Annotated in this window: 18 protein-coding genes and 1 pseudogene; 11 read left to right on the top strand and 8 right to left on the bottom strand. The window is 70.3% G+C overall.

What is annotated here, in order from left to right:
- Positions 1–26: 26 nt before the first annotated feature.
- The 8 genes and pseudogenes from ACMYLB_RS17480 to ACMYLB_RS17445 all read left to right on the top strand — a co-directional run bounded on the left by ACMYLB_RS17480 (position 27) and on the right by ACMYLB_RS17445 (position 6,089).
- Complete coding sequence (locus ACMYLB_RS17480; protein ID WP_415908232.1) at positions 27–1,157, top strand: flagellar basal body P-ring protein FlgI; 1,131 nt, start codon at positions 27–29, stop codon at positions 1,155–1,157.
- A 3-nt stretch (positions 1,158–1,160) separates the two neighbouring features.
- Positions 1,161–1,496, top strand: a complete 336-nt coding sequence (locus ACMYLB_RS17475; protein ID WP_415908231.1) for a hypothetical protein — start codon at positions 1,161–1,163, stop codon at positions 1,494–1,496.
- Positions 1,497–1,499: 3 nt separating this feature from the next.
- Positions 1,500–1,997 carry a flagellar protein FlgN gene (locus tag ACMYLB_RS17470; RefSeq protein WP_415908230.1) on the top strand — a complete coding sequence of 166 codons (498 nt, stop codon included), beginning with the start codon at positions 1,500–1,502 and terminating at the stop codon, positions 1,995–1,997.
- Between the two features lie 23 nt (positions 1,998–2,020).
- The gene (flgK, locus tag ACMYLB_RS17465) at positions 2,021–3,436 is read left to right on the top strand and encodes a flagellar hook-associated protein FlgK (protein ID WP_415908229.1); all 1,416 of its coding nucleotides are present in this window, start codon (positions 2,021–2,023) and stop codon (positions 3,434–3,436) included.
- A gap of 18 nt (positions 3,437–3,454) precedes the next feature.
- The gene (gene flgL, locus ACMYLB_RS17460) at positions 3,455–4,351 is read left to right on the top strand and encodes a flagellar hook-associated protein FlgL (RefSeq protein WP_415908228.1); all 897 of its coding nucleotides are present in this window, start codon (positions 3,455–3,457) and stop codon (positions 4,349–4,351) included.
- Between the two features lie 21 nt (positions 4,352–4,372).
- Entirely contained in the window at positions 4,373–4,837 is a 465-nt protein-coding gene (gene fliW, locus ACMYLB_RS17455) for a flagellar assembly protein FliW (RefSeq protein ID WP_415908227.1), read from the top strand.
- Positions 4,838–4,847: 10 nt separating this feature from the next.
- Positions 4,848–5,066: pseudogene (csrA, locus tag ACMYLB_RS17450) on the top strand (carbon storage regulator CsrA); the annotation flags it as partial.
- 141 nt (positions 5,067–5,207) lie between these two features.
- Positions 5,208–6,089 (top strand): flagellin, encoded by an 882-nt coding sequence (locus ACMYLB_RS17445; protein ID WP_415908226.1) that lies wholly within the window; start codon positions 5,208–5,210, stop codon positions 6,087–6,089.
- Between the two features lie 83 nt (positions 6,090–6,172).
- On the opposite strand, the gene ACMYLB_RS17440 is transcribed toward ACMYLB_RS17445, so the two are convergent.
- Entirely contained in the window at positions 6,173–6,832 is a 660-nt protein-coding gene (locus ACMYLB_RS17440) for a Fur family transcriptional regulator (RefSeq protein ID WP_415908225.1), read from the bottom strand.
- Positions 6,833–7,041: 209 nt separating this feature from the next.
- Between ACMYLB_RS17440 and ACMYLB_RS17435 the strand changes: the two genes are divergently transcribed.
- From ACMYLB_RS17435 to ACMYLB_RS17425, 3 genes are all read left to right on the top strand, one after another.
- Entirely contained in the window at positions 7,042–7,473 is a 432-nt protein-coding gene (locus ACMYLB_RS17435) for a Minf_1886 family protein (RefSeq protein ID WP_415908224.1), read from the top strand.
- A gap of 168 nt (positions 7,474–7,641) precedes the next feature.
- A complete protein-coding gene (locus tag ACMYLB_RS17430) occupies positions 7,642–10,101 on the top strand; it encodes a M16 family metallopeptidase (protein WP_415908223.1) in 2,460 nt (819 codons plus the stop codon).
- 68 nt (positions 10,102–10,169) lie between these two features.
- Positions 10,170–10,547 carry an EF-hand domain-containing protein gene (locus ACMYLB_RS17425; RefSeq protein ID WP_415908222.1) on the top strand — a complete coding sequence of 126 codons (378 nt, stop codon included), beginning with the start codon at positions 10,170–10,172 and terminating at the stop codon, positions 10,545–10,547.
- A gap of 77 nt (positions 10,548–10,624) precedes the next feature.
- Here the strand turns inward: ACMYLB_RS17425 and ACMYLB_RS17420 are convergent, their stop codons facing one another.
- The 7 genes from ACMYLB_RS17420 to rfaE1 all read right to left on the bottom strand — a co-directional run bounded on the left by ACMYLB_RS17420 (position 10,625) and on the right by rfaE1 (position 16,551).
- Positions 10,625–11,464: an NAD(+)/NADH kinase gene (locus ACMYLB_RS17420; protein ID WP_415908221.1), complete on the bottom strand. Its 840-nt coding sequence runs from the start codon at positions 11,462–11,464 to the stop codon at positions 10,625–10,627.
- 73 nt (positions 11,465–11,537) lie between these two features.
- Entirely contained in the window at positions 11,538–11,834 is a 297-nt protein-coding gene (locus ACMYLB_RS17415; RefSeq protein WP_415908220.1) for an SAM-dependent methyltransferase, read from the bottom strand.
- Entirely contained in the window at positions 11,834–12,289 is a 456-nt protein-coding gene (locus tag ACMYLB_RS17410; protein WP_415908219.1) for a TlyA family RNA methyltransferase, read from the bottom strand. The genes ACMYLB_RS17415 and ACMYLB_RS17410 overlap by 1 nt, the downstream gene beginning before the upstream one ends.
- 42 nt (positions 12,290–12,331) lie before the next feature.
- Positions 12,332–13,153, bottom strand: coding sequence for an Fpg/Nei family DNA glycosylase (locus tag ACMYLB_RS17405; protein ID WP_415908218.1), 822 nt, complete (start codon positions 13,151–13,153; stop codon positions 12,332–12,334).
- 185 nt (positions 13,154–13,338) lie between these two features.
- Positions 13,339–14,763, bottom strand: coding sequence for an amidohydrolase family protein (locus ACMYLB_RS17400; RefSeq protein ID WP_415908217.1), 1,425 nt, complete (start codon positions 14,761–14,763; stop codon positions 13,339–13,341).
- Between the two features lie 94 nt (positions 14,764–14,857).
- Complete coding sequence (locus ACMYLB_RS17395; protein ID WP_415908216.1) at positions 14,858–15,436, bottom strand: D-glycero-alpha-D-manno-heptose-1,7-bisphosphate 7-phosphatase; 579 nt, start codon at positions 15,434–15,436, stop codon at positions 14,858–14,860.
- A 146-nt stretch (positions 15,437–15,582) separates the two neighbouring features.
- Complete coding sequence (gene rfaE1 / locus ACMYLB_RS17390) at positions 15,583–16,551, bottom strand: D-glycero-beta-D-manno-heptose-7-phosphate kinase (RefSeq protein WP_415908215.1); 969 nt, start codon at positions 16,549–16,551, stop codon at positions 15,583–15,585.
- Between the last annotated feature and the right edge of the window lie 4 nt (positions 16,552–16,555).

Here is a 16,555-nt window from a genome sequence, read left to right as displayed (position 1 = left end):
CCCTTTCGGTCCACCGAGGATCACGGATGAACACAGCACGACGCACCTTTCCCTCCCTCTTCCGCCGCGCGGCTGGCTGCGCCCTGGCGGTCTTCGTCGTCGCCACCGTCTCCCACGCCGCGCGCGTCAAGGACCTCACCCTCGTCGAGGGCGGCCGCGACAACCAGCTCGTCGGCTACGGCCTCGTCGTCGGCCTCGCCGGCGAGGGCGACTCCAACGCCCTCTCCACCCTCCGCGCCGTCTCGAACACCCTGCAGCGCTACGGCCTCTCGGTCGCGGCGACCGACATCAAGTCGAAGAACATCGCCGCGGTCATGATCACCGCCGACATCGCCGCCTTCATGAAGCCCGGCGCGCGCATCGACGTGACGGTCTCCTCCATGGGCGACGCCAAGACCCTCCAGGGCGGCGTCCTCCTCCAGGCGCCCCTCATCGGCGCCGACGGCCGCGTCTACGCTGTCGCCCAGGGCCCGGTCGCCATCGGCGGCTTCTTCGGCGGCGCGGGCGGCGCGGGCGGCGCCACCGTGCAGAAGAACCACCCGACGGTCGGCACGATCTCCAACGGCGCCATCGTCGAGCGCGAGATTCCCGCCCAGTTCGTGCAGGATCAGAAGCTGCGCCTCCTGCTCCACAACCCCGATTTCACCTCCGCCGCGCGCATGGCCGACGCCATCAACGCCCGCTGGCCCGAGTCGCGCGCCATCGCCACCGACGCCGCCACCGTGCAGATCGGCATCCCCGCCGAGTATCGCAGCCGCGACGTCGCCTTCCTCGCCGACCTCGGCACGATCGAGGTCCAGCCCGACACGCTCGCGCGCATCGTCATCAACGAGCGCACCGGCACCATCGTCGCCACCTCCACCGTCCGCATCTCCCACGTCGCCATCGCGCACGGCGCGCTCACCATCACCGTCACGAACAACCAGGGCGTCTCGCAGCCTGGCGCGTTCAGCGGCGGCACGACCCAGACCGTGCAGAGCACGCAGACCGCCGTGAACGAGACCAAGGGCGGCTTCACCGTCCTCAACGAGCCGCCCACCGTCGAGCGCCTCGCCGCCGCGCTGAACTCCCTCGGCGTCTCCACCCGCGACATGATGGCCATCTTCCAATCGCTCAAGCGCTCCGGCGCCCTCCAGGCCGAACTCGTGATCAACTGAGCCATGAACGTCGCCTCCGTCACCTCCCATCCCTCCGCCGCCCAGGTCGCCAGCCTGATGTCGAGCCCGGGCAAGCTGCAGAGCCTCCCCCAGAGCGAGCAGGTCAAGGCCGTCGCCGGCCAGTTCGAGGCCATCCTCCTCCGCCAGTTCCTCCAGGAAAGCGTCGGCAGCATCATGGGCGGCAAGGACGGCGGCGCCTCCGGCAACGTCTACGGCTACCTCCTCACCGACGTCCTCTCCAACCAGCTTTCGTCCGCGGGCGGCCTCGGCCTCGGCCGCGCCCTCGAACACCAACTCACCCCCCGTTCCGCGTCGGCCGCCTCCGACCCGGCCTCCTGAGCCATGAATTCCGAGTGGAAAATCGTCGCGGACGCCCTCCGCCAGGAAATCGCCGACTACGGCGGCCTCCTGCACCTCTTCGAGGAGCAGCAACGCTACCTCTTCGCCCGCAACCCCGACGCCGTCCTCCGCCTCAGCGGCGAGATCGAGACGCAGGTCCGCCAGCTCCACGAGGCCCGCCGCAACCGCGAGGCCTTCGTCGCCGCCTTCGCCATCGAGAACAACGAGCTGCCCACCGCCACCCTCCGCGCCCTCCTCCCGCACTTCGCCCTCGACGTCCGCCCGCTCCTCGAGGCGCTGATCTCCGAGATCAACGTCCTCATCCACCGCGTCCGCCGCGTCTCCCGCCACAACCACTCCCTGCTCGCCCGCACCGTCGAGGCGCAGCAGGAGCTGCTCCGCCAGCTCCGCCCCGACGCCTTCACCCAGACCTACGCGCCCACCGGCCGCGTCTCCCTCAGCGGCGTCCGCCCCGAACCGGCCTTCAAGGTCGCGGGCTGACCAATCCTCGATCCCTCGCGCACATGTCCGGCCTGTTTTCCACCCTCGGTTCCTCGGTCAAGGCGCTCAACGCGCACAGCCGCGCCATTGAGGTCGCCGGCAAGAACCTCGCGAACGTCAACAACACCTCCTACGCGCGCCAGCGCGTGATCTACGGCGATCGCGGCACGGTCGTCACCGCCGACGGCGCGCAGAGCCTCGGCCTCGAGGCCCTCTCCGTGCAGCAGCTCCGCGACTCGCTGCTCGACCGCCAGGTGATGCGCGAGACCGCGCTCAAGGCCGGGTTCGAGGCCGAGCAGGACATCCTCGGCCGCGCCCAGGCCGGCCTCGGCCAGAGCATCGACCGCTCCGCCTCCGCCACCGCCGCCGGCTCCAACGCCTCCACCGGCGGCCTCGCCGCCGCCCTCGACGATTTCTTCAGCGCCTTCCAGAGCGTCGCCTCCAGCCCGACCGACATCGGCGAGCGCCAGACCCTCCTGCAAAAGGCCGCCATCCTCACCGACCGCTTCCAGCAGACCGACGCGCGCCTCGCCCAGGTCCAGTCCGACGTCGACACCTCGATCGCCACCGACGTCGACGACGTCAACCGCCTGCTCACCACCATCGCCGACCTCAACGCCCAGATCGGCCGCATCGAAGTCGGCGCCCCCGGCACCGCCATCGACCTGCGCGACCAGCGCCAGGCCAAGCTCGAGGAACTCGCCACCAAGCTGCCCGTCGAGGTCCGCAACAGCACCGACGGCCAGATCCAGGTCGTGATGAAGGACGCCGCGAATACCGACGTCGTCCTCGTCGACAAGGCCGACGTGCTCGGCGCCGTGGCGTTCAACGGCACCGACATCACCGGCGGCGCCGCGGCCACCCCGCTCGCCTTCTCCTCCGGCCGGATCTACGGCGAGCTCAACGCCCGCAACGGCGCCGTGCAGGACCTGCGCGACAGCCTCGACGCGATGGCGCAGCAGCTCGTCACCTCCGTCAACGCCGCCTACAACCCGAGTGCGATCCCCGGCGGCGACTTCTTCGCCGCCGCGGGCACGACCGCCGGCACGATCGCCGTTGCGTCGGGCCTCACCGCCAGCAACCTCCGCGCCGGCACCGGCGCCGCGGGCGACAACTCCATCGCCCTCGCCGTCGCCGCCCTCGCCAGCCAGCAGTTCTCCACCGGCAGCGGCGATGCCATCGATGGCACGCTCGGCCAGTTCTTCTCCCGCTCCGTCTCCAACCTCGGCCAGGCCCTCGCCAGCGCCAACTCCCGCGTCGAGGACCAGACCAACATCTCCAACCTCGTGAAGTCGCAGCGCGACAGCGTCAGCGGCGTCTCCCTCGACGAGGAGATGGCCGACCTCGTGCGCTTCCAGCGCGCGTTCCAGGCCTCCTCGCGCGTCTTCTCCGTCGTCGACGAGCTGCTCGACACCGTCGTCAACCGCCTCGGCAACTAACCCGGCTGACTCCCCGCCATGCGCATCGCCTCCAGCACCGTCTCCGACAACATCGTCCGCCAGATCCAGAACCTCGGATCGCAGCAGGCGCGGTTGCAGTCGCAGGTCGCGACCGGCCAGCGCATCACCAACCCCGAGGACGATCCCGCCGCGGTCAGCCGCGTCATCAACCTCGAGAGCGAGCGCCGCTCCATCGAGCAGTTCCAGCGCAACGCCGAACGCGCCCTCGAAGTCAGCCAGGCGTCCTACTCCGGCCTGCAGCAGATCAAGAAACTCTCCGACCGTGCCACCGAGATCGGCACCCTCGGCGCCGGCGCCATCTCGCCCGAGTCGCTCAACGCCTACGCCTCCGAGATCAACCAGCTGATCGAGCAGGCCGTCCAGCTCGGCAACACCAAGTTTCGCAACGACTACATCTACGCCGGCACCGCCGTCGACACCGCGCCGTTCGTCGCCACCCGCGACGCCAGCGGCGACGTCACCGCCGTCGCCTACGCCGGCAACACCACCCAGTCCCAGGTCGCGCTCTCCGAGTCCTCGAGCGTCGCGCCCGGCACCGCCGGCGCCACCAACACCGGCCTCGGCGACTTCATCAACCACCTGGTCTCGCTGCGCGACGCGCTGCGCGCCGGCGACGCCAGCGCCGTCCAGTCCACCCAGACGAACCTGCTCGCCAGCGAGGACGTGCTCGTCAACGCGCTCTCCGAGCACGGCGCCGTGCAGATGCGCATCGAGGTCAACCAGACCCAGCAGAAGGAGCGCGCCGACAATCTCGAGAAACTCGTCTCCGCCGAAGCCGACGGCGACCTGCCGTCCGCCATCGTCAAACTCAACCAGACGCAGGTGGCGTATCAGGCCGCGCTCCAGTCCGCGTCGAACATCATGCGCCTCTCGCTCCTCGATTATCTCAAGTAAACCGTCCGCCCTCCCGCCCCCATGAAAGTCCTCCTCGAAACGCCCGCCGCCGAATTCGACCAGCCGCTCGCCAACCGCTTCACCCTCCCCCAGGGCATCATCGGTTTCCGCGACTACACCCAGGCCGAGCTCCTTTACCAGCCCGACCACCTGCCGTTCCTCTGGATGAAGCTCAGCAACGGCACCGACTCCGTCCACTTCGTCGTCATCGAGCCCGCCGGCCTCATCGCCGACTACGTGCCCGAGGTCTTCGACGACGACGCCGCCCAGCTCGAGCTCCGCGACAGCTCCGAGGCGATGGTGCTCAACATCGTCACGCTCGAGCAGCAGCGCCCGCTTGAGGCGAAGGTCAACCTCATCGGCCCGATCCTCGTCAACCGCCGCACCCGCGTCGGCCGCCAGCTCGTCATCTCCAACTACTCGCGCTACTCCGCGCACCACCCGCTCGTCGAGAGCACCCCCGTCGCCACCGCCGCCACGGCCTGAGGAAACTCCCATGCTCGTCCTCTCCCGAAAAACCAACGAGGCGATCGTCATCGGCGACGGCATCGAGATCCGCATCAACCGGATCGACGGCGATGTCGTGAAGATCGGCATCATCGCCCCGCGCGAGGTCCCCATTTTCCGCAAGGAAGTGCAGACCGCCATTGCCGCGACCAACCAGGCCGCCGTCTTCAAGCCCGCGCACGGCCCCGCCGGCGCGCCCGCGCTTCCCTCGCTTCCCAAGATCAACCGGACCAAGGATGCCGGTCCCGTTCAGTCGTCCGCCATGGATGGTGGCAAACAACCCGCCCCCGCTGCGCCCGCGAAACCCGCGGTCAAGGCCAACGCGGCTTAACCCAAACCACCACCCGCCATGAGCGTCATCAACACCAACATCCAAGCCATCGCCGCCGCGCGCAACCTCAACGCCTCCCAGGAAGCCCTCGGCCGCTCCCTCACCCGCCTCTCCTCCGGCTCCAAGATCGTCAACCCGTCCGACGACGCCGCCGGCCTCGCCGTCTCCGAGAAACTCGACGCCCAGAACCGCCGCGTCAAGGCCGCCACCACCAACGTCCAGAACGCCATCTCCTACGTCCAGACGGCCGACGGCTTCATGTCCGGCATGACGAAGATCCTCTCGCGCATGTCCGAACTCGCCATCCTCGCGAAGGACGTGACCAAGAACACGACCGACATCGCCCTCTACCAGGAGGAGTTCAACGCCCTCCAGGACCAGCTCCGCGCCACCATCGGCGGCACCACCTCCGAGATCGGCGGCACCGCCGACATCGACACCCCGCTCGGCGCCTTCAACGGCATCACGCTCTTCGGCGCCAACGCCACCGGCCTCACCGTCACCATCGGCCAGGCCGTCGGCCAGGACATGACCATCCCGGAGTCCAACCTCCGCGACGGCTCCATGCTCGACATCATCGACCAGAACTCGTCCGGCGCCTACGCCCTCTCCGTCACCGACACCGACGCCATCGGCAAGATCACCTCCGCCATTCAGGACGTCGCCACCGAGCGCGCCTCGCTCGGTGCCTCCCAGTCGCGCCTCGAGCTCGCCGCCAAGACCCTCCAGGTCGAATACGAGAACCTCGGCGCCGCCATCTCGCGCATCCGCGACGTCGACGTGGCCGAGGAATCCACCCAATACGCCAAATACAGCATCCTCGTCCAATCCGGCACGGCGATGCTCGCCCAGGCCAACCAGACGCCCAAGAGCGTCCTCAGCCTCCTCCAGCAAGGTTAACGTTTTCCGCTCAGTCGTCGGCGCGAGCCCATCCCCTCGCGCGATCGCCCCCTTCGACGGGCCTGCCACTAGAACACCCGCCGTTAAAACGAGACCGCCGTCGCGTGCAACCGACGGCGGTCTTCTTTTGGCCGGGCGCGCCCTCCGCCCGCAAAAAAGCGCGGCTGGCGGCCGCGCTCGTCGGGGGCGATGCCGCCGGGCTCAGGCCCGCGGCGGCGGGGCGGGGGCTCCCCGGCTTGGGCGGCGGCGACGCGGTTGCCGGCCGCGGCTTGCTGGCAACGGGGACACACGCCGAAGAACTCCACCAGGTGCGTCAGCTCCGCATAGCCGCGCTCGCGCAGCACGCGCTCCACGCCCTCGATCGGGAAGTAGTCCACCGGCTCGGTCGCGCCGCATTCCTTGCACACGATGTGGTAGTGCTCCGGCCGCGCGGTGAGCACGAGCTCATACATGCTCGTGCCATTGTGCTGGAAGCTGCGGCGCACGATGCCGATCTTCTCGAAGGCCGCGAGACAGCGGTAGACCGTGACGAGGTCGCACGAGATCGTGCTCAGCTCGTGATGCAGCGTCTCGATCGCCACCGGGGCGGTGCGTCGCGCCAGCGCCTCGATCAGCGCGATGCGGGGCTTCGTGATGCGCATGCCGGCTTTCCGCATGCGTGCGCTCGCGTCGGCGAGCGGGGCGACCGGCTTCGGTGGGAGCACGCCGGCCAGAGGATGGTTCGATTGAGTGGCGGCAATCATGACAAAATAACCAGACGCACACTGTTAAATTTAACGCCTTTGGCGAGGGGCATTCCGTCCGATTCGTCGAAAAGTCGACGCCCTGTCCGGTTGAGCCCGACGGGCCGGCCGCGCGGCGGGTTCCCCGGTCCTGCCGGACCGCGCGCCACCCTCGCGAGGCGCTGGTTGCGAACCGCTTGGCCCTGTGCTAGCTGTCCGCCCACTCATTGATGCAAGACCTGGAATTCAGCGAAGTCGTCGAACTCATCTGCAAGGAAGACCCGCGCTTCGACCGCAAGGCCTACACCTTCATCCGCCAGGCGCTCGACCACACCGTGAAGGACCTCCGGAAGCGCGCCCCCGAGCGCGCCGGCCGCTCGCAGCACGTGACCGGTCCCGAGCTGCTCGGCGGCGTGCGCGACTTCGCCCTCGACCAGTTCGGCCCGCTGGCGAAGACCGTGCTCAACACCTGGGGCATCACGCGCTGCCGCGACATCGGCGACATCGTCTTCAATCTCATCGAATACAATGTGTTCTCGAAGACCGAGAGCGACCGCCGCGAGGACTTCGCCGACATCTACGACTTCGAGGAGGCGTTCGTGAAGCCGTTCGTGCCCGCCCGGGGCCGCAACCGCCGCGCTTCGCTCGGCGCCTCGAACTGACGCTCCCGCCCGCCGGCCGGGCCGGGCGGTTCGTCCCGCCGCGTCGCTCCGCCGCCGTCCCCTCACTCTCATGCCGCAGAAAAAGCCTCCCGTTCGCGCGACCTCGCGCTCCTTGAATCGCTCTGGCGCGAGGACATCGAGCGCTACGTCCTGCCCAACGGCCTCACCGTGCTGCTCAAGCGCGACTCCGCCGCCCCCGTCGCCTCCGTGCAGGTCTGGGTCAAGACCGGCAGCATCCACGAGGGCGCCCACCTCGGCGCCGGCCTCTCGCACTACCTCGAGCACATGCTCTTCAAGGGCACCGAGCGCCGCGCCGGCCGCGAGATCTCCGCCACCGTCCAGGCCCACGGCGGCTACATCAACGCCTACACGACCTTCGACCGCACCGTCTACTACATCGACGTCCCCGCCGAGCACACCGCCGTCGCGATCGACCTGCTCGCCGACGCCACGCTGCACTCGACCCTGCCGGCCGAGGAGGTGACCAAGGAAAAGGACGTCATCCTGCGCGAGATCGACATGTGCCTCGACGACCCCGACCAGCGGCTCGGCCAGGCGCTGTTCGAGACCGCCTACCGCACCCATCCCTACCGCCAGCCGATCATCGGGCACCGCGACGTCTTCGCCGCCAACACCCGCGACGACCTGCTCGCCTACTACCGCGAGCGCTACGTGCCCAACAACCTGGTGGTCGTCATCGTCGGCGACTTCGACGCCGCCGCCACCCGCGCCGCGATCGCGCAGCACTTCGGCGCCGTCCCGCGCCGCCGCCTCGCGCCCGTGCTCGTGCCGGACGAGACCCCGCAGCTCTCGCGCCGCGACCAGCACCTCTACGAGGACGTCCAGGTCTCCCGCGCCGGCCTCGGCTGGCAGATCCCCGGCCTCGCGCACGAGGACACGCCGGCCCTCGACCTGCTCGCCATGGTCCTCGGCAACGGCGACAGCTCCATCCTCTGGCAGGCCGTCCGCGAAAAGGCCCGCCTGGTGCACACGATCGACGCCATGACCTGGAGCCCGGGCACCAGCGGCCTGTTCTACGTCTCGTTCCTCGCCGATCCCGACAAGCGCGCCGCCGCCGAGGCCGCCGTGCGGCGCGAGATCGAGCGCGTCGCCCGGAAGGGCATCAGCCAGCGCGCCCTTGCCAAGGCGGTCCGCCAGGCCGTCACCGCCGAGGTCAACATGCGCAAGACCATGGCCGGCCAGGCGTCGCGCCTCGGCGCCGCCGAGGTCGTCGTCGGTGACGTCAACTACACCCGCCGCTACTTCGCGCGCCTGTCCGCCCTCACGCCGGCCGACCTCCAGCGCGCGCTGCGGCGCTACCTCGTCCCGGAGAAGCTCACCGTCGTTTCCTCCAATCCGAAGCCGGTCGCCGCGGCGCCGGCCCCAGTGTCCGCGCCCGCGCCCGCTTCGCTCGACTTCACGGAGATCAAGCTGCCCAACGGCGCGCGCCTGCTCCTCCAGCCGAACCGCCGCCTGCCCAACCTCCACCTGCGCCTCGCCTTCGCCGGCGGCCCGCTCTTCGAGCCGGCCGACCGCCGCGGCCTCTGCGCGCTGATGTCCACCTTGCTGGCCAAGGACACGCGGAAGCGCTCCGCCGAGCAGGTCGCCCAGGCGATCGAGGAAGTCGGCGGCACCTTCAACGATTTCTCCGGCAACAACAGCTTCGGCCTCTACGCCGAGGTGCTGCCCGGCGACGCCGCGCTCGCGCTCGGGCTGATCGCCGACGCCGCGCTGCAGCCCGCCTTCAAGCCCGCCCGCCTCGACATCGAGCGCGAAGGCGCCCTCGCCAGCCTGCGCGAGTCGATGGACGACCCCGTGGCCGTCGGCCGGAAAAAGCTGCGGGAAAAATTCTTCGGCGCCCACCCGTTCGCCGTCGAGAGCATCGGCACCGAGGCCGGCCTCCAGGCCATCGCGCCGGCCGATCTCCGCGCCCTGCACGCCCGGCTCTGCGTCGCCGGCAACGCCGTGCTCGCCGTCGCGGGCGATTTCGACCCCGCGCGGCTCGCGCCGAAGCTGAAGGCGTTCCTCGCGCGCCTGCCGCGGGGCGCCGCCGTCCGGCCCGCGCCCGCCTGGCAACCCGGCGCGGGCGAGTTCGTCGAGCCGCAGCCGCGCCAGCAGGCGGTCGTGTTCCAGGCCTTCCCCGGCCCCGGCCTGCTCGCGGCCGACTACCACGTCGGCGAGGTCGCCGAGGAATTGTTCAGCGGCATGTCCTCGAACCTCTTCGAGCGCGTGCGCGAGCAGAAGAGCCTCGCGTATTTCGTCCGCTCCAGCCGCGTCACCGGCCTGCGCGACGGCATGTTCTACTTCTACGCCGGCACCAGCCCCGAGCGGCACGGCGAGGTGCTGGCGGAGTTCGCCCTCGAGATCGCGCGCGTGCAGGACGGCGGCGTGACGGCCGAGGAGCTGCGCCGCTGCCAGACGCGGCTCAAGGCCGGCAAGCGCATGGGCCTGCAGACCAACTCGGCTCGGGCGATGCAGGCGGCGCTCAACGCCGTCTACGGCCAGCCGGTGAACGACTGGCGCGATTACGACGCGCACGTCGATGCGGTCACGCTCGGCGACCTGCGGGCGTTCGCGCGCCGCTACTTCACCGCGGCGCAGCGGACGCAGCTGGTCGTCAAGCCGTGAAAATGATCCGTCGGGAGTAAAGTTCACCCCTTGCGGGCCGGGGCGCCGGACGGCACACTCCACCGCGTATGAAGACGAAACTACCCCGCATTCTCACCGCCGCGTCCCTCGCGCTGGCGTTCACCAGCAGCGTCGCGTTCGCCGCCGACGCCAAGCCCGAGGCCAAGGCGCCAAGCAAGTCCGAGCTGAAGAAATACGACGCCAACAACGACGGCAAACTCGACGACGCCGAGCTGGCCGCGATGAAGGCGGACAAGGACGCGAAGCGCGAAGCCGACAAGAAGGCGCGCCTGGAGAAATACGACACCAACAAGGACGGAAAGATCGACCGGACCGAGGCGGAGGCCGAGAAGGCCGACAAGGAAAAGGCCAAGGCGGAAAAGGAGAAGGCCAAGGCCGAGAAGCAGGCCGCCAAGGAGGCGCAGAAGGCGGAGAAGCCGCACTGAGCGCCGCGTCCGCCGTGCCCCGCGATTTCAGCCCCGGCCCGCGCCGGGGCTTTTTGTTTTCCCGCGCGCGCGGCGCGTCACTTTTTCTCCGCCAGCCCGCCGCTCCACTTGAGCTTCGCGCGCATGACCGAGAAGTGCGAGTAGCTGCGCGGCTGCACCAGCGCGATGCGCCGCGGCGCCAGGGCGATCTCGATCGAGCCGCCGGTGACGAGCGAGTTGCGCTGGCCGTCCATGGCCACGAGCAGGCGCGCGCCCTCGGTGCGGTTGACGATGCGCAGCTTCACGCGGTCGCGGAAGATGATGGTGCGGTTGCTCAGGGTGTGCGGGCAGATCGGCGTCATCGCGATCGCCTGCGCCGCCGGGTGCATGATCGGGCCGCCGGCCGCAAGGTTGTAGGCGGTGGAGCCGGTCGGGGTAGAGAAGATGATGCCGTCGCAGTAGTAGTCGGTGACGAGCTCGTCGTCGGCGAAGACCTCCAGGCGCACGAGGCGCGAGTTGACCTCGTTCTTGATCAGCACGTCGTTCAGCGCGATGTCGTGGTGTCCCGGGCCGGCGCGGCAGTCGAGCAGGGTGCGGCGGGCGATGCGGTAGTCGCCCTTGAGGAGGGCCGGAAAATGCGCCCGCGCCTCCTCGGCCGAGTAGGTGGTGAGGAAGCCGAGGCTGCCGCGGTTGACGCCGATGATCGGCACGTTCTCGCGCATCGCGGCGCGCACGACGCCCAGCAGGGTGCCGTCGCCGCCGATGACGCAGACCGCGTCGCAGCCCTTGAAGTAGCCGCGCGGGAGCTTGCGGCCCTGGTTGAGCTCGGTGCGCTTCACCGCGGCCTTGCCGGTGATCGCCATCAGCTCCGCGCCGAGCTCGGCGGCGCCGGGACGGTCCGGGTTGACGACGAAGGCGATGCGTCGGAGAGGCTCCATGGCCCGCCACGCTAGTGCGGGTGGCGCCGGCTTGGAAACAGCAATCTCCGCGCGCGCCGCGTCGTAAGCGCCCTTAATCGGCCTTGCGCAGCCCGAGCAGATACTCGCGGTTGCCGTCCGCGCCGTGGATCGGGCACTCCCGCTCGCCGTGCCGCGAGGCGCCCGGCAGCTCGCGCAGCGCGAACTCGCGCACCTCGGCCAGCACGCGCTCCCGCACGGCGTCGTCGCGGATCACGCCCTGGCCGCGGTCGACCTCGGCCTTGCCGGCCTCGAACTGGGGCTTCACCAGCGCGACGAGCGTGCCGCCGGGACGCAGGAACGGCCAGACCGCGGGCAGCACGCTCTTCAGCGAGATGAACGACAGGTCCATCACCAGGATGTCGTAGCTCGCGCGCGGCAGCGCGCCGGGGCGAGGTGGCGGGCGTTGGTCTTCTCCAGCGACGTCACGCGCGGGTCGCGGCGGAGCTTGTCGTGCAGCTGGCCGGTGCCGACGTCGACGCAGGTGGCCGACGCCGCGCCGGCCTGCAGCGCGCAGTCGGTGAAGCCGCCGGTCGAGGCGCCGACGTCGAGCACGTGCGCGCCATGGAGGTCGATCGGGAATTGTTCGAGGTAGGCGGCCAGCTTCTCGCCGCCGCGGCTGACGAAGCGCGGCGGCTGGTCGATGGTGACCGCGAAGTCGGCGGGAAACTCCTTGCCCGGTTTGTCGAGCCGCTCGGTGCCGTGGCGCACGCGGCCGGACATGATCAACGCCTTCGCCTGCGAGCGCGACGCGCAGAGTCCGCGCGTCACGAGCAGTTCGTCGAGGCGTTGTTTGCCGGTGGCCACGGAAAGAGCGAAACCGGCGTGCCCGCGTCCGTCCACGACGAACTACGCGGGCTGGCACGCGGGGCACCAGCAGGTCGTGCGTCCGCCGACGGCGGCGTGGCGCAGCGGCGTGCTGCAGCGCGGGCAGTCGCCGCCCTTTTCCCAGCGGTGGTTGAACAGCCACGCGGCGGGCATGAACTCGTTCAGCTCCGCCGGCATCCGGCCGCCGACGCCGGCGTTGTAGCGCAGCGCGCCGCGGCAGACGGCGCGGCAGGCGCGGTGCAGGGCGCGGATCCCGGCGGGCGAGAGCGCGCCGGCGGGGCGCGACGGCGCCAGGCGCGCGCGCCAGAGGATCTCGTCGGCCATCCAGTTGCCGACGCCGGGGAAACGCTCCTGCATCAGCAGCACGGCCTTGATCGGCGCGCGGCGCCGGCGGACGAGGAAGGCGCGCACGGCCGCGACGGTGAAGGCGGGCGACAGGATCGCCGGCGCGATGCGCGTCCACCACGCCGGCGCGGTCTGGCCGCGGTGAAAGAGCACCGCGCCGAACATGCGCGGGTCGTTGAAGACCAGCTGGCGCTCGCGCTGGACGAGGACGAGGTGGTCGTGCTTCGTCGGCGCGTAGTCCGGCGCCTCGACGCGCAGCTCGCCGCTCATGCCGAGGTGCACGCCCAGCCAGGCTCCGCCGCTGAAGCGAAACAGCATCTGCTTCGCAGCCGCCTCCGAATCGAGCAGCCGCGCGCCGGCGAGCGCGCGGACCAGCGCCGCCGCGTCGGTGCCGCGGAAGACCTTCGCACGTTCGTGGACGAGCACGCGCTGCACGCGGGCGCCGTGTCCGGCGGCCCAGCGACGGCGGTAGAATTCGACTTCAGCGAGTTCCGGCATGCGCTGCACTCAACACGCGACCGGGCGCCGTGCAAGTCGGCCGGCGCGGCGGCGGCAATTTTGCGTATTACGCAAAATTGCCCGGGGCCGGCGAGCGGAGCGGAGTGCGCGGGAGACGCGGGGCCGACGCGCGGTGTGGCGGCGACGGGCGGCACCGGAGGGCGGAGCCGCCCGACACCGTCCGGTCACTGAATACCGACGAGACCCTTGACGGATTCGAGGATCTTGCGGGTGTCGTAGCCGACGCCGTCCTTGAAGACGGTCTCGGTCTTGCGCAGGTCGGAGATCGCCTTCGTCGGGTCGCCGTTCACGACCACGAGGTCGGCGGCCTTGCCGGGCTCGATGCTGCCGACGGTGGCATCGATCTTGAGCAGCTTGGCGCCGTTGCTCGTCGCGACCTGGATGGCCTCGACGGGCGTGAGGCCGGCCTCGACGAGGAGCTCGATGGCGCGCCAGTTGCCGTAGCCGGCGATGCAGCCGCCGTAGCCGGTGGGATCGGTGCCGACGACGAGGTGGCCGCCGGCGCGGAAGAACTGCGCCTCGAGCTGGAGGTTCCGGGCGAAGGCGGCGCGGAAGAGCGGGTTGTTCTGCGTCTGGATCGCCGCCCAACGCGTGAGGTAGCTCTCGCGCAGCGGCGGCGCGAGGGTGTCGAGCTCGGCCTGGCTGGCGACGCGCCGGCCGGGCGTGAAGGTCTCGAAGATCGCCAGCGTGGAGGTGAGTGCGACGTGGCGGTCGACGAGCAGCCGGATGAGGGCGTTGATCTCGGGCCCGGCGGGATCGAGTTTTTCGAGCGCCTGGTAGTTGGCGAGGGGGCTGGAGGCGTCGCCCGGTTTGCGGCCGGCGTTGAAGTCGGACATGGCCATGAAGCCGTGCTCGAGGTTGTCGATGCCGGCCTCGGCCGCCTCGCGGTAGCCGACCCGGCCGATGTGCCCGGTGACGTGCAGGCCGCGGGCGTGCGCGGCCTTGATCGCGGCCGCCATGATGTCGAGCGGGAGGTTCTGATACATCTTCAGCGAGGTGAAGCCCTCGTCGGCCCAATAGTTGGCCATGCGCTCGGCGGCGGCGGCGCTGGCGACGGCGTGGAGCTGCGTGATGCCCGTGCCCTCGCCGTCGAAATACGGCGCGGTGAGGTGGAGCTTGGGGCCGAGGGCGCGGCCGGCGTCGATGTCCTTCTTCACCTGCAGGTCGGTGTAGGGCTCCATGCTGCCGGTGGTGCGCGCGGAAGTGACGCCGGCGGCGAGGTAGAGACGCGGGAAGGAGAACTCCATTTCGTTCACGTGGAACGGGCCCTTCGTGATCGAGGAGTAGAAGAGGTGCTCGTGCACCATGACGAAGCCCGGCAGCACGGTCTTGCCGGCGAGGTCCTGGACGGCGGCGCCCGCGGGGATGGCGACGGTGCCGTCGGCGCCGAGGGCGGCGATCCGGCCGTCGCGGAGGACGAGGGTCTGGTTCTCGAGCGGCGCGTGGCCGAGGCCGTCGACGACGCGCGCGTGGGTGAGCGCGAAGACGGGCGCGCGGACGGCGATGTAGGGATCGACGAACGGATTCGTCTGTGCGAAGGCCGCGGGGGCGAACGCGAGCGCGAGGAGCGTGGAGCGGAGCAGGTTCATGGCGGGCGGAGTGGGGGAGGCGAGCCGGCCGCGGCCGGGGTGGCAAGGCTGGCCGGACGAGCGGACGAAGGGCAGGGGCGAACGAACCGGGGAATCAGGCCAGCGTCGCGACGAACGCGGCGAGGTCGGCGAAGAGCGGCACGCCGGGGCGCAGGCGCGGGGCCCACGCGGCGGCGTCGTATTTGCCGGTGCAGACGGCGGCGGAGCGGATGCCGGCGGCAAGGCCGGCGTCGAGGTCGCTCTCGCGGTCGCCGATCATCCAGCATTGCGCGGGATCGAGCGCATGCTGCGCGATCATCTCGAGGATGAAGCGCGGGGACGGCTTGCGGTAGAGCGACGGCTGGTCGGGCGCCTCGGGCGCGATGCAGATGCCGGCGAAGGGCGCGGGGCCGAGGTCGAGCAGCTCGTTCATGCGCGCGTTGCAGCGGTGGGTGTCCTCGATCGTGTGCAGGCCGCGGCCGATGCCGGACTGGTTGGTGAAGAGGAAGAGCAGGTAGCCGAGCGCGCGGGCGCGGCGGAGCGCGCCGGCCGCGCCGGGGATCAGCTCCACGCCGGCGGGATCGGCGAGGTAGTCGCGATCGAAGATGATCGTGCCGTCGCGGTCGAGGAAGAGGGCGCGCCGGCCTGCGGCCGGCGCATTTTCGATTCTCGATTCTCGATTTTCGATTTCCACGGGGGGCGGGGCCAAAGGTGTCGGACGCGCGTGCGCTACAGGAAGCGAAGCGACCGCGCCGTCGAGCGCGGTGCGGCCATTGGTCCGGAAGTCGAGAATCGAGAATCCAAAATCGAAAATTCAGGGCCGGCTGAAGCCGGCCCCGCTCATTTCTCCTCGGAGACGTGCTGGAGGATTTCCGCGGGCGTGACGGTGGCGGTGCCGAGCTTGCCGACGACGACGCCGGCGGCGGCGTTGGCGAACTGGGCGGCTTCCTCGAGCACGGCGCCGGCGGCGAGGCCGAGCGTGAGGGCGGCGATGGAGGTGTCGCCCGCACCGGAGACGTCGAAGACCTCGCGGGCGGCGGTCGGGATGACGCGGCCGGCCTTGCCGTTGTGCGAGAGCAGCATGCCGTCCTCGCTCAGCGTGATGACGAGGTGCTTCGGGCGGTATTGCTCGTAGATGCGGGCGCAGACCTCGGCGGCGGGGAAGGGCTGGTGCGGCTCGGGCTCGATGCCGGCCAGCTGGAGCGCCTCCTTGCGGTTGGGCGTCATGAGGTCGGGCTGGTGGAAGCGGAGCCGGCGGCGCGGCTTCGGGTCGATGGCGACGAGCTTGCCGTGGTCGCGGGCGAGGGCGGTGACCTTGGCGACGAGCTCGTCGGTGAGCAGGCCCTTGGCGTAGTCGGAGAGGATGACGGCGTCGCACTTGCGGATCGCCTTCTCGAAGGTCGTCTCGATCTTGCCCGAGTCGATGGCGTAGTCGTGCTGCGGGGACTCGCGGTCGAGGCGGCACAGCTGCTGGCGGCGGACAAGCACGCGGGTCTTGACGATGGTGGAGCCGCTGCCCGGGGTGGGGATGGTGGCGATGCCCTTCTGGGTGAGGATGCCGCTGAGGCGCTTGCCCGCGTCGTCCTTGCCGAAGAAGCCCGCGAGGGTGGCCTTGGCGCCGAGGGAGGCGAGGTTGAGCGCGACGTTGGCCGCCCCGCCGGCGCTGTAGGTGTCGCGGTCGATGTCCACCACCGGCACCGGGGCCTCGGGCGAGATGCGGGAGGCGTCGCCCCAGATATAATGGTCGAGCATCACGTCGCCGATGACGAGGACGTGGAGTTTGGAGATCTTCTTGAACAGGGACTTCATCGGA

It is taken from the genome of Oleiharenicola sp. Vm1 (assembly GCF_047777955.1).
Lineage (GTDB): Bacteria > Verrucomicrobiota > Verrucomicrobiia > Opitutales > Opitutaceae > Didemnitutus.
This window is presented reverse-complemented; position numbering and strand designations above follow the sequence as displayed.

What these genes read in the sequence shown, in the direction of transcription:
- ACMYLB_RS17475 (WP_415908231.1), top strand. Translation starts at nt 1,161, where the DNA reads ATGAACGTCGCCTCCGTCACCTCCCATCCCTCCGCCGCCCAGGTCGCC.
- ACMYLB_RS17425 (WP_415908222.1), top strand. Translation starts at nt 10,170, where the DNA reads ATGAAGACGAAACTACCCCGCATTCTCACCGCCGCGTCCCTCGCGCTG.
- rfaE1 (WP_415908215.1), bottom strand. Translation starts at nt 16,551, where the DNA reads ATGAAGTCCCTGTTCAAGAAGATCTCCAAACTCCACGTCCTCGTCATC.
- ACMYLB_RS17420 (WP_415908221.1), bottom strand. Translation starts at nt 11,464, where the DNA reads ATGGAGCCTCTCCGACGCATCGCCTTCGTCGTCAACCCGGACCGTCCC.
- flgL (WP_415908228.1), top strand. Translation starts at nt 3,455, where the DNA reads ATGCGCATCGCCTCCAGCACCGTCTCCGACAACATCGTCCGCCAGATC.
- ACMYLB_RS17400 (WP_415908217.1), bottom strand. Translation starts at nt 14,763, where the DNA reads ATGAACCTGCTCCGCTCCACGCTCCTCGCGCTCGCGTTCGCCCCCGCG.
- ACMYLB_RS17480 (WP_415908232.1), top strand. Translation starts at nt 27, where the DNA reads ATGAACACAGCACGACGCACCTTTCCCTCCCTCTTCCGCCGCGCGGCT.
- flgK (WP_415908229.1), top strand. Translation starts at nt 2,021, where the DNA reads ATGTCCGGCCTGTTTTCCACCCTCGGTTCCTCGGTCAAGGCGCTCAAC.
- ACMYLB_RS17415 (WP_415908220.1), bottom strand. Translation starts at nt 11,834, where the DNA reads ATGGACCTGTCGTTCATCTCGCTGAAGAGCGTGCTGCCCGCGGTCTGG.
- ACMYLB_RS17405 (WP_415908218.1), bottom strand. Translation starts at nt 13,153, where the DNA reads ATGCCGGAACTCGCTGAAGTCGAATTCTACCGCCGTCGCTGGGCCGCC.
- ACMYLB_RS17445 (WP_415908226.1), top strand. Translation starts at nt 5,208, where the DNA reads ATGAGCGTCATCAACACCAACATCCAAGCCATCGCCGCCGCGCGCAAC.
- ACMYLB_RS17470 (WP_415908230.1), top strand. Translation starts at nt 1,500, where the DNA reads ATGAATTCCGAGTGGAAAATCGTCGCGGACGCCCTCCGCCAGGAAATC.
- ACMYLB_RS17435 (WP_415908224.1), top strand. Translation starts at nt 7,042, where the DNA reads ATGCAAGACCTGGAATTCAGCGAAGTCGTCGAACTCATCTGCAAGGAA.
- fliW (WP_415908227.1), top strand. Translation starts at nt 4,373, where the DNA reads ATGAAAGTCCTCCTCGAAACGCCCGCCGCCGAATTCGACCAGCCGCTC.
- ACMYLB_RS17440 (WP_415908225.1), bottom strand. Translation starts at nt 6,832, where the DNA reads ATGATTGCCGCCACTCAATCGAACCATCCTCTGGCCGGCGTGCTCCCA.